The organism is Streptococcus sp. HMSC064H09 (assembly GCF_001812625.1).
GTDB lineage: Bacteria > Bacillota > Bacilli > Lactobacillales > Streptococcaceae > Streptococcus.
Map to the genome: position 1 here is coordinate 1 of NZ_KV809562.1, position 404 is coordinate 404.

The following is a 404-nucleotide window of genomic DNA, read 5'->3' on the forward strand; positions in this document are numbered from 1 at the left end:
TGGTGTTTCACCAACGTTAACCGTTTGATCCTTAGGTGTTGGTGTGTTCTTGTCTGCGTCTGTACGAGGATCTACAACCTTGATAGTGACTGGAACTTCATCAATTGAACCATCTGGATAAGTCACAACGACAGTTGTTCCTTTATCGCCCGGTGTTGTTGTATCCACTGGTGTCTTGAATTCAAACTTCGTACCACTTGGAAGGTCACCAACATTACCAATTGAGTTCTTAGCGTCTGGTGTTTCACCAACGTTAACCGTTTGGTCCTTAGGTGTTGGTGTGTTCTTATCGGCGTCTGTACGTGGATCAACCACTTTAACTGTTACAGGGACTTCATCGATTGAACCATCTGGGTAGGTCACTACAACTGTTGTTCCTTTATCGCCCGGTGTTGTTGTATCCA

1 protein-coding gene is annotated in these 404 nt (G+C 44.8%); it reads right to left on the minus strand.

What is annotated here, in order from left to right; genetic code table 11:
- On the minus strand, positions 1 to 404 hold a 404-nt coding region (locus HMPREF2867_RS02550), incomplete at both ends, for a Rib/alpha-like domain-containing protein (protein ID WP_256263051.1).